General features: G+C 68.7%; 10 protein-coding genes and 1 pseudogene. 4 read left to right on the top strand and 7 right to left on the bottom strand.

The features are described 5' to 3' along the window. The 4 genes and pseudogenes from eno to DXK32_RS31095 all read left to right on the top strand — a co-directional run. Positions 1–152 (top strand): annotated as a pseudogene (gene eno / locus DXK32_RS31105) (phosphopyruvate hydratase); the annotation flags it as partial. A gap of 39 nt (positions 153–191) precedes the next feature. Beyond that, the gene (locus DXK32_RS32485) at positions 192–368 is read left to right on the top strand and encodes a hypothetical protein (protein ID WP_162801433.1); all 177 of its coding nucleotides are present in this window, start codon (positions 192–194) and stop codon (positions 366–368) included. Continuing rightward, positions 365–1855: a bifunctional enoyl-CoA hydratase/phosphate acetyltransferase gene (locus tag DXK32_RS31100; protein ID WP_114862036.1), complete on the top strand. Its 1491-nt coding sequence runs from the start codon at positions 365–367 to the stop codon at positions 1853–1855. Before DXK32_RS32485 ends, DXK32_RS31100 begins: the two co-directional genes overlap by 4 nt. A gap of 10 nt (positions 1856–1865) precedes the next feature. Further along, entirely contained in the window at positions 1866–3083 is a 1218-nt protein-coding gene (locus DXK32_RS31095) for an acetate/propionate family kinase (protein WP_114862035.1), read from the top strand. Positions 3084–3170: 87 nt separating this feature from the next. Here DXK32_RS31095 and DXK32_RS31090 read toward each other — a convergent pair whose 3' ends face one another. The 7 genes from DXK32_RS31090 to DXK32_RS31060 all read right to left on the bottom strand — a co-directional run bounded on the left by DXK32_RS31090 (position 3171) and on the right by DXK32_RS31060 (position 9569). Next, positions 3171–4304 carry a glycosyltransferase family 61 protein gene (locus DXK32_RS31090; protein WP_114862034.1) on the bottom strand — a complete coding sequence of 378 codons (1134 nt, stop codon included), beginning with the start codon at positions 4302–4304 and terminating at the stop codon, positions 3171–3173. Positions 4305–4371: 67 nt separating this feature from the next. Then, complete coding sequence (locus DXK32_RS31085) at positions 4372–5139, bottom strand: alpha/beta fold hydrolase (RefSeq protein WP_247877431.1); 768 nt, start codon at positions 5137–5139, stop codon at positions 4372–4374. Between the two features lie 244 nt (positions 5140–5383). Continuing rightward, the gene (gene kduD, locus DXK32_RS31080) at positions 5384–6148 is read right to left on the bottom strand and encodes a 2-dehydro-3-deoxy-D-gluconate 5-dehydrogenase KduD (RefSeq protein ID WP_114862032.1); all 765 of its coding nucleotides are present in this window, start codon (positions 6146–6148) and stop codon (positions 5384–5386) included. A gap of 45 nt (positions 6149–6193) precedes the next feature. Continuing rightward, positions 6194–7030 carry a 5-dehydro-4-deoxy-D-glucuronate isomerase gene (kduI, locus tag DXK32_RS31075; protein ID WP_114862031.1) on the bottom strand — a complete coding sequence of 279 codons (837 nt, stop codon included), beginning with the start codon at positions 7028–7030 and terminating at the stop codon, positions 6194–6196. Positions 7031–7087: 57 nt separating this feature from the next. Further along, the gene (locus tag DXK32_RS31070) at positions 7088–7840 is read right to left on the bottom strand and encodes a GntR family transcriptional regulator (RefSeq protein WP_114862030.1); all 753 of its coding nucleotides are present in this window, start codon (positions 7838–7840) and stop codon (positions 7088–7090) included. A gap of 137 nt (positions 7841–7977) precedes the next feature. After that, positions 7978–9000: a 2-keto-3-deoxygluconate transporter gene (gene kdgT, locus DXK32_RS31065; RefSeq protein ID WP_114862029.1), complete on the bottom strand. Its 1023-nt coding sequence runs from the start codon at positions 8998–9000 to the stop codon at positions 7978–7980. 197 nt (positions 9001–9197) lie between these two features. Continuing rightward, the gene (locus DXK32_RS31060) at positions 9198–9569 is read right to left on the bottom strand and encodes a hypothetical protein (RefSeq protein WP_114862028.1); all 372 of its coding nucleotides are present in this window, start codon (positions 9567–9569) and stop codon (positions 9198–9200) included. Positions 9570–9836: the final 267 nt, after the last annotated feature.

The raw sequence follows: 9836 nt of genomic DNA, 5'->3' as shown, positions 1-9836 counted from the left end.
CCGATCTGGCGGTCGCCACCAACTGCGGCCAGATCAAGACCGGCTCGCTGTCGCGTTCCGACCGGCTGGCGAAGTACAACCAGCTGATCCGCATCGAGGAGATGCTCGGCGCAGCATCCCGCTTCGCCGGCCGCGGCATCCTCAGGGCGTAACGGCTCCAACGGAAGGCGGCTGCGGCAAAGTGTCCGGTGATGCCGGATTTGCTGCGCCGCACCGCCTTTTCCGCTAATATATCAGTACAGAAAAAGACGCTCACAGAAGAAGACGGCAAGACGCGCTTCCCCCTTCAGCAAGGCGCGCGCCGGGAGGGATCGGCTGAAACGGGCAGCATCATGCCTATTTCTCTCATCCGGAGTGTTCTGCAATGACTGCCAATGGTGAAACCAGCGGCGACCTCCCAGCGGCCCCTGTTGACGCGGCCCCGATCGAGGCGGCCCCGATCGAAAACGTCACCTTCGACGAGATCGTGATCGGCCAGTCCGCCAGCATCGCGCGGCAACTGACCGTGATGGACGTCGAGCTGTTCGCCACCGTCTCCGGCAACATCGATCCGGTTCATCTGGACGCGAAATTCGCCGCCGACAGCCGCTTTCAAAAGGTGATCGGCCATGGCATGTGGTCCGGCGCGCTGATTTCCGGCGTGCTGGGGACCCGGCTGCCCGGCGCCGGCACCGTCTACGCCGGCCAGGACCTGCGCTTCCGCCGCCCGGTCGGGCTGGGCGACGTCGTCACCGCCACCGTTACCGTGCGCGAGAAGCGGGCCGACACCAACATCGTCGTCTTCGACTGCCTGTGCACCAACCAGGACGGCGAGGTCGTGGTGACCGGCACCGCCGAGGTGGTGGCACCCACCCGCAAGGTCCGCCGGATCGCCCACGCGCTGCCGCAGATCCAGATGATCCGCCACGACAAGCACGACGCGCTGCTGCGCAAGTGCGACGGGCTGGAGCCGGTCGCCACGGCGGTCGCCCATCCCTGCGACGAAAGCTCGCTGAAGGGCGCGGTGGAGGCGGCGGAAGCCGGCCTGATCGACCCCATCCTGATCGGCCCGGCGGCGAAGATCCGCGCGCTGGCCGCCGCCCACGGGCTGGACATCGCCCGCTACCGTCTGGTCGACGTGGAGCACAGCCACGCCGCCGCCGCCGCCGCCGTCGCGCTGGCCCGCAGCGGCGAGGCCGAGGCGGTGATGAAGGGCAGCCTGCACACCGACGAGCTGATGGCCGAGGTCGTCCGCAAGGAGACCGGCCTGCGCACCAGCCGCCGCATCAGCCACGTCTTCGTGATGAACGTGCCGACCTACCCGCGGGCGTTGCTGATCACCGACGCGGCGATCAACATCTACCCGACGCTGGAGGACAAGGTCCACATCGTCCAGAACGCCATCGACCTCGCCAAGGTGCTGGGCGTCGAGACGCCGCGCGTCGCCATCCTGTCGGCGGTGGAAACCCTCAACCCGAAGATCGCCACCACGCTGGAAGCCGCCGCGCTCTGCAAGATGGCCGACCGCGGCCAGATCACCGGCGGCATCCTCGACGGGCCGCTGGCCTTCGACAACGCCATCAGCGCCGAGGCCGCGCGCATCAAGGGCATCACGTCCCCCGTCTCCGGACAGGCCGACATCCTGCTCGTCCCCGACCTGGAAGCCGGCAACATGCTGGCCAAGCAGCTCTCCTTCCTCGCCAACGCCGACGCGGCGGGCATCGTTCTCGGCGCGCGGGTTCCGGTCATCCTGACCAGCCGCGCCGACAACGTCCGCACCCGCCTCGCCTCCTGCGCCGTGGCGGCGCTGGTGGCCGCCGCGCGCCGTCCTTCCCTCGCGCTCAACGCCGCCGCCGCTCCCTTGGCTGCGGAGTGAGGATCACACCATGTCGCACCGTGACGCCTGTCTGGTCATCAACGCGGGCTCCTCCAGCCTGAAATTCTCCGTCTTCTGCGGCGCCGGAAAGCACGATCTGGAGGCGGTCCTGACCGGCCAGATCTCCGGCATCGGCACCGCCCCGCGCTTCGAGGCCAAGGACGCGTCCCGCCGCGTCCTGGCCGACGGCATCCTGGACGAGGTCGGTCCCGGCGACCGCGCCGGGCTGCTCGGCTTCCTGCTGACCTGGATGCGGCACGAGCTGCGCGACGTGCGGCTGGTCGCCGCCGGCCACCGGGTCGTTCATGGCGGCACCCGCTTCGACGCGCCGGTCCGGCTGACCCCGGCGGTGCTGGCGGAGCTGGAGGCCCTGGTGCCGCTGGCCCCGCTGCACCAGCCGCACAACATCGCGGCGATGACCGCGCTGGCCGAGGTCTATCCGGAGCTGCCGCAGGTCGCCTGCTTCGACACCGCCTTCCACAGCACGCGGCCCTGGCAGGCCCAGATGTTCGCCCTGCCGCGCGAGCTGACCGACGAGGGCGTGCGCCGCTACGGCTTCCACGGCCTGTCCTACGAGTACATCGCCCAGCGCCTGCCGCAGATCGCGCCGGAGCTGGCCGAGGCCCGCGTCGTCGTCTGCCATCTCGGCAGCGGGTCCAGCCTGTGCGGCATGCGCGCGGGCCGCAGCGTCGACACCACCATGGGCTTCACCGCGCTGGACGGCCTGCCGATGGGCACGCGCCCCGGTTCCATCGACCCCGGCGTGCTGATCTATCTGATGCGCGAGAAGGGCATGGGGCCGGACGAGCTGGAGCGGCTGCTCTACCACAAGTCCGGGCTGCTCGGCGTGTCCGGAGTCTCCAACGACATGCGCGCCCTGCTGGACAGCGAGAATCCGCAGGCGGCGGAGGCGGTGGAGCTGTTCTGCTTCCAGGTCGCCAAACAGGCGGCGGGGCTGGCGGCGGCCATGGGCGGGCTGGACGCGGTGGTCTTCACCGCCGGCGTCGGCGAGAACTCCGCCCCGGTGCGGGCGCGGGTGGCGGAGAAGCTGGGCTGGCTCGGCGTCCATCTCGACGGGGCGGCGAACCGCGCGCGGGCCACGCGCATCTCGGCCGCCGACAGCCGCGTCCCGGTCTTCGTCATCCCCACCGACGAGGAGCGGATGATCGCCAGCCACACGCTGGACATCCTGGCGCGCAGCGCGGTGCACCCGCCCCTGGCGGCCTGACGGTGTGAGGAGCGCTTCAACGGAAAGGGGAAGGGGCTGTCCTGTCACTTCCCCCTTTGCCGTGCCCGATCGCGGAAAAACGATGGATCAGGTCAGGAAGCCGGCCTCCTTCAGCGTGTCACGCGTCCGATCGAGTGGGATTCGCCACGTCCGGTCATGCGGCCATACCGGCTCCCAAGCGCCCTGGATCTCGCCCATCACATAACCGTAGCGCACGCCCCGAAGGTTGGAGAGGCGGCGGAAAAGCCAGTTCATGTAACAGTCCATCTGGAGTTCGCACACCAGGGTTCCCGGACGGCAGAACACCAGATTGGTCAGCCCGGCCCCGTGCGGCCCGACCACATGGGTGGCTTCCGCGAAGCTGCGGACCTGGTCGGCGAGCGACAGGCCGTCGAGGTCCAGAATCTCGTAGCCGGCGCCCGCGAGCAGGGCGATGACCTCCGCTTCGTTCTCCAGGCGGCGCTTGGGGGAGCGGGTTCGCTGGATGTAGAGCCGCCGGTGCGGGGCTGCGGCGCCGACGCTTGCGACCAAACGGTCGAACGCGGCCAGCATGTCCGGGTGCGGATAGTAGCCGAAGCCCGAGAAGTTGGGGATCAGCACCAATTCCTCGACCAGGACGCTTTCCGCCGTGGCGATGGCGTGGGCGCGTATCGGCCGGTTGCCGGCCAGTCGGACGAGCGTGTCGGTTTGGAAGGCGTGTTCCAGGGGCGGCACCAGGATGAGGTCGTCCCTGTAGTGGTCCGGCACTGTGGGCAGGCGGGCGGCGGCATCGATCTGCCAGTGATAGTAGTTGAAGGCACCGGCCGCCAGAAGATGTACAGCCCGTCCGGCAAGCCTCCGGACGCTGGCGCTTTGAAGCGTCGTGAAACCGCTTTGGGGATCGACCTCCATCCCGTGGTCCGGAGGGTGGACATGCTGAAGCGTCTCCGCGACCAGCCGGTTGGCCACCATGGTCACCCCGGCGGTCGAGTGAACGCAGGCGTCCCGCAGGCGGTAGAGCCTCACCGGGGCCGGGCGATACGCCGTTTCCCGCCACGCTCCGGCGAAGGGATGCTCGACGATGCGGCGGTCCGTGAAGTCGCCGTCGCCAAAGGCGAGCGGAAGGATCGGCACGTCGCATTCCGGCAGCAGCGATTCGGATTCCACCAGGGGACGGCCCGTTCCGTCCTCAAGACCCAACGCTTCCAACTCGCGCAGCGTGATCTGAATCGGCGCGGCCATCCCAACGCTTTCCTTGTTCGGCGTTCAAGCGGCCTTTTACCGCAACTTCGGCGCGATTGGTGCGCAATCAGCGCCCGCTCAGAAAACTCCGGATCGCGTCGAGGACGAGCGGTTCCCGTTCGCGGTGCGGCACATGGCCGGTGTCGGGAAGAAGCCTTGCGGCTCCCCGCCCGGCCGCGATGCGCTCGGGGTGGGCGCTGGAGCCGTACTCGTCCCGGTCGCCGTGCAGGGCCAGAACCGGACAGCGCACCGCCGAGAGGGCGCGGTCCAGGGTCCAGTCGGCGAAGGCGGGCGACAGCCACGTCTCCGTCCAGGCGTCCAGGACCCACTGGGCCTTGTCGCCGTGATACCGCGCCAGACGCGCCACGTTGGCAGGGTCCTGGAAGTCGCGCTTGGCGTCGCGGATGCCGGCGAGGGTCCGGTCCTCAACGAAGGCCTGCGCGGCGATGGTCACGAGGGCGCGGCAGCGTTCCGGGAAGCGCGCCGCCGTCTCGACGGCCATGCCGCCCCCGACGCTGTGCCCACAGGCGACGAACTCCGTCACGCCGAGCTGGTCGCACAGCGGCGGGATGCTGTCCCGCGCCTCCGCGGCGACGAAATCCAGGGCAAGCTGCCCCGGATGGGTGTCGGAGCGCCCGAATCCGAGCCGGTCGTAGGCGATGACGCGGCGGTTCGTTGCGGCCGCCAGCCGTTGCGGGAAGCCGCGCCACACGTCCACGCTGCCGAGGGAGTCGTGGAAAAGGATGATCGGCGCGGCGCCGGCGGCTTCCGGCGTCCAGCTTTTGGCGTAGAGGTGTCCTTTCGCGGTCCGGATCGACCATTCGGCTTCGGTCACGGGGGCTTCGTTCGGCGTCGGCATGGCGGGTGGCGTTGCGGTCCTGGGGACTTCCGTTATGCCGTGAAGCGCCGAGGAACGCTTGTGGAAACGTATTGAAGGCGCTTTTGCCCCCACCCTATCCCTCCCCTGCGACAGCGGGGGAGGGCCGGGGTGGGGGCAATGTCCAACCCGAACCACCACACGAAAATGCCGGACGCCATCGCTGGCGCCCGGCTTCATCACCGAAACGAACCACCCCGCCTCAGCGGGCGAGCCAGCCGCCATCCACCGGCAGGACGGTGCCGTGGACATAGTCCGACGCGTCGGAGGCCAGGAACACCGCCGGGCCGCCCATGTCGGAGGGAACGCTCCAGCGGCCCGCCGGAATGCGGCCCAGGATTTCCGCGCTGCGCTGCTCGTCGGCGCGGATCGCCGCCGTGTTGTTGGTGGCGACGTAGCCCGGCGCGATGGCGTTTACGTTGATGCCCTTGCCCGCCCACTCGTTGGCGAGCAGGCGGGTGATGCCGGCCACGCCGCTCTTGGAGGCGGTGTAGGAGGGCACGCGGATGCCGCCCTGGAAGGACAGCATGGAGGCGATGTTGATGATCTTGCCCTTGCGGCCCTGGCCGATGGCGTAGCGGCCGAAGGCCTGGCAGAGGAAGAAGACCGTCTTGATGTTGATGTTCATCACGAGGTCCCAGTCGGCCTCGGTGAAGTCCACGGCGTCGGCGCGGCGGATCATCCCGGCGTTGTTGACCAGGATGTCCAGCCCGCCGAGCGTGCCCACCGCCTCCTCCACCAGGCCCTGCACCGGGGCGATGCTGGTCAGGTCGGCGGTCATGGCGTGGAAGCGGCGGCCCGCGGCCTCGACGAGGGCCTTGGTCTCGTCCAGCGGAATGACGTCCACCGCGGCGATGTCGGCGCCGGCCTGGGCCAGCGCCAGGGCGATGCCCTGGCCGATGCCGGTGTGGGCGCCGGTCACCAGGGCAACCTTGCCGGTCAGATCGAAGGGATGTGCCTGAGCCATTGTCCTGCTCCTTACTCCTGGGTTCTTATTCTTGGCGCGCAGCGATCAGCGCAGGTCTTCCATGGGGATGAAGTCCATGTCGGTGAAGTCCTGGTTGTCGCCGGCCATGGCCCAGATGAAGGTGTAGTTGCGCGTGCCGACGCCGGAATGGATCGACCAGCTCGGCGAGATCACCGCCTGCTCGTTGGCGACGACGACGTGGCGGGTCTCGGTGGGCTCGCCCATGAAGTGGAAGACACGGGCCGGCTCCGGCAGGTCGAAGTAGAAATAGACCTCGCAGCGGCGGTCGTGCGTGTGGCACGGCATCGTGTTCCACATGTTGTTCGGCTTCAGCACGGTCATGCCGAGCACGAGCTGCGCGGTGCGGCAGACGTCCGGATGGATCATCTGGTAGATGGTGCGCTCGTTCGACTGGGCCGGATCGCCCATGTGCACGGCCTTGGCCTGCGCGATGGAGATCTTCATCGTCTCGAAGCGGGCGTGGGCCGGGGCGCTGTTCAGATAGAACTTCGCCGGGTTGGCCGGGTCCAGGCTCTCGAAACGGACGTCCAGGCTGCCCATGGTGATGTAGAGGCAGTCGCGCGGGGCCAGCTCGAACACCGCGCCGTCGACCGTGATGCGGCCCGGGCCGCCGACGTTGACCGCACCCAGCTCACGCCGGTCGAGGAAGTTGGCCGAGCCGATGGCCTTGGCCGACTCCAGCTTCAGCGGGCCGGACACCGGCATGGCGCCGCCGACCACGAAGCGGTCGATGTGGCTGTAGGTGAGGACGATGTCGTCCGCCTCGAAGATGGACGGGACGAGGAAGTGGTCGCGCAGCTTGGTGGTGTCGTAGTTGCGGACGTCATCCTGGTGGGACGCGTGGCGGACGGTGATCTTCATGGCGGTATCCTCGTGTGTGTGTTTTCGGGGCCGGCAGGGGCCAATTCAGGGGCCAAATCAGGGACCAGTGAAGAAGAACGGGTTCGCCCCCTGGGCCTGGGGGATCGAGGTCAGCAGGCCGTCGAGGTGGATGGCCATGCGGTCGGCGGCCAGCGCCGGGTCGGCGTCGGCGATGGCGTCCACGATCGCCGCGTGCTCGGCCAGCACGTTGGTCAGGCGTCCCGGCTCCGGCAGGGTCAGGCGGCGGTAGCGGTCCACCTGCACCTTCACCTGCTGCGCCATGCCCCACAGGCCGGGATAGCCGGCGATCTCGGCGATCATGGCGTGGAAGCGCTCGTCGGCCTCGTGGAAGGCGTTGAGGTCGCCGTCCTCCACCGTCTCCTGTTGGAGCAGCAGGTTGGCGCGCAGGCTGGCGATCTGGCTGCCGGTGGCGCGCTGCGCCGCGTAGCGGACGGCGGTTCCCTCCAGCGAGGTGCGGATGACGATGGCCTCGGGCAGGGCGTTGACCGGGATGCGGGCGACGAAGGTGCCGACCTGCGGGAAGATCTCGATCAGCCCTTCGTCGGCCAGCCGTTGCAGCGCCTCGCGCACCGGGGTGCGGCTGACGCCGAAGGCTTCGGCGATGTGCTTCTCGACGATGGGCTCGCCTGGATTGCGGCGCATCTCCACGATCTCGGCGCGCAGCGACCGGTGGATCGCCGCCATGGTCGAGGCGCCGCGCGCCGGCCCGCGGGCGGGCTTCACCGCGCTCCGCTGGGGGGCGGGACGGTCGCTGCTGGCGTCGGGCGTCGGGGTGGTCGGCATGTCCATGGTCGCACCTGTTGCGCCGGCTCGGCCGGTCCTAAGGGAGCATATTAGTATATCAGTGCCGTGGTACAAGCCGGAAATCGCGGGGTCCGCAATCTCCGGCTTTTGCCTGGGATGAAGCGGCGCTCAGTCGGTCGCCGTCACTCGGCGGGGGCGGGCTGGATCGGCAGGGGCTGGGCTCCGGTGCTCTTCTGGGCGGCCAGATAGCGCGGGGAGAGGACGCCGAACCGGCGGGCCCACCAGGCGGTCAGGATCGGCGTGAGCAGCGAGGTGACGACGACGCTGGTGGCGACCAGGGCGGTGGCGGCCGGGGCGCTCGGCGCGAAGCTCGGCTCGATGGAGGCGATGATCGGCGGGACGGTCACGGCCGCACCGGCGGTGGAGGCGGCGCCGATGCCGGCGGTGCCGTTGCCCTTGGCCAGCAGGATGTCGGCGACGACCAGCGTGAAGCCGGTGATGGCGATGACCGACAGGCCGAGGACGATGCCGAGCAGGCCGGTGTTCAGGATGACCGCGAAGTTCAGGTTGTTGCCGAGCGCGAAGGCGAAGAAGGGCACCATCACCGGCACGGCCTGGCCGAAGAACTTGCGGAAGTCCTGGTCGAGGTTGCCGAGCGCGAAGCCGATCAGGAAGGGCAGCAGCGCGCCGACCATGGTCTGCCAGGGAAAGGCGGCCAGACCGGCCAGACCCAGCGTCGCCATCGTCATGAAGGGGCCGGATTCCAGGCACATCAGGCAGAAGGCGCCGGATTCCTCCTTGGTGCCGTACTGCTGCATCAGCGCCATGTACATGCCGCCGTTGGTGTCGTTCATGGCGGCGATGATCGCCAGCACCGACAGGCCGGTGAAGAAGCCCGAACTGACGCCCTCGTGCGGGATGAACCAGGAGGCGACGATGCCCATGGTGGCGGCGGTCAGGATCTTCACGGTGACGAGCACGCCGCTCTTGCGCAGGACCAGCGGGGTGGCCTTCAGGCTGATGCTGGCGCCGATGCAGAAGAACCAGACGGAGAGGATCGGCAGGGTGCCGGTGATCAGGCCGTTGGTGAAGGACCCGAAGAACTTGCCCGTGTTCGGCGCGAAGGTGTTCAGGCAGGCGCCGAGGAACAGGGGGAGGATCATCATCCCGCCGGGAATGCGGTCGATCCGGGATTTGATGTTCATAGTCGGTACTCCTGGGGCGGTCCGACTGGGCCGTCGATGAAATATGTCCGGGGTGTTGGCTGCCGGTTGCGGCGCATGGAGGGGGAGCGTGCCGCGCATCCCCTGCGGGGGCGGCGCCGGTCCGGTGGCCATGGGGCCTGTCCGTGGATCGCGCCGTCGATGGAGTGGATACTAGTATATCAGCGCTGCGACGCAAGTCAGGAGAACTGCGTATCCCGCCGGATGACACTCTGTCGCAGGTCGTGGGGTGACGGCTTGGCGCGTCCGTCCCCGTGCGCGGGGACACCCGACTCCGTGTCGGAAAGCGCAAGCATGGCAACGGCTTGCAGCGCCTCATGGACGCGGTGGTAGGCGGCTTCGATGCGCTGGGCGGACTGTTCGCCACCGGCCGATCGGGTGGTTTCCCGGAAGAGGGCGAGGGCGGTGCGGCCGAATTCCTCGAAGCGGGTTTGCAGGCCGTGGTCGTCCAAGGCGAAGACTGGCGTGGTCAGGAAGGCCCGCCGCAGGGCGTCGGCGTCGTGCTCCAGGGCGGCGATGCGCGCGGTCGGCGGGTCGGAGGTCCGGGGCATGCCACGGCTCCTTCAAAGGGTGTTTTCAAAAAAGCGGGGGGTTTTAAAACTGGTATTTTAGTTTTTGGCGTTGAAAGCCGTATTGCCCCCTCCCTAACCCTCCCCCGCTGTCGCAGGGGAGGGGACTGCCGCCGCTTCGCGGAAGGCACCCTCTCCCGCGTCAGCGGGGGAGGGCCGGGGTGGGGGCAAAATCGGAACCGTCACGTTACTTCGCGTTGGCCATGGCGACGGCGGTGTCGCTCATGCGGTTGGAGAAGCCCCACTCGT

This window comes from Azospirillum brasilense (assembly GCF_003349955.1).
In the GTDB taxonomy this organism is placed as follows: Bacteria; Pseudomonadota; Alphaproteobacteria; order Azospirillales; family Azospirillaceae; genus Azospirillum; species Azospirillum brasilense_B.
This window is presented reverse-complemented; position numbering and strand designations above follow the sequence as displayed.

Excerpts from the sequence above, each read along its gene's own strand:
- kdgT (WP_114862029.1), bottom strand. The coding sequence starts at position 9,000 with ATGAACATCAAATCCCGGATCGACCGCATTCCCGGCGGGATGATGATC.
- DXK32_RS31090 (WP_114862034.1), bottom strand. The coding sequence starts at position 4,304 with ATGGCCGCGCCGATTCAGATCACGCTGCGCGAGTTGGAAGCGTTGGGT.
- DXK32_RS31100 (WP_114862036.1), top strand. The coding sequence starts at position 365 with ATGACTGCCAATGGTGAAACCAGCGGCGACCTCCCAGCGGCCCCTGTT.
- kduD (WP_114862032.1), bottom strand. The coding sequence starts at position 6,148 with ATGGCTCAGGCACATCCCTTCGATCTGACCGGCAAGGTTGCCCTGGTG.
- kduI (WP_114862031.1), bottom strand. The coding sequence starts at position 7,030 with ATGAAGATCACCGTCCGCCACGCGTCCCACCAGGATGACGTCCGCAAC.
- DXK32_RS31095 (WP_114862035.1), top strand. The coding sequence starts at position 1,866 with ATGTCGCACCGTGACGCCTGTCTGGTCATCAACGCGGGCTCCTCCAGC.
- DXK32_RS31060 (WP_114862028.1), bottom strand. The coding sequence starts at position 9,569 with ATGCCCCGGACCTCCGACCCGCCGACCGCGCGCATCGCCGCCCTGGAG.
- DXK32_RS32485 (WP_162801433.1), top strand. The coding sequence starts at position 192 with ATGCCGGATTTGCTGCGCCGCACCGCCTTTTCCGCTAATATATCAGTA.
- DXK32_RS31070 (WP_114862030.1), bottom strand. The coding sequence starts at position 7,840 with ATGGACATGCCGACCACCCCGACGCCCGACGCCAGCAGCGACCGTCCC.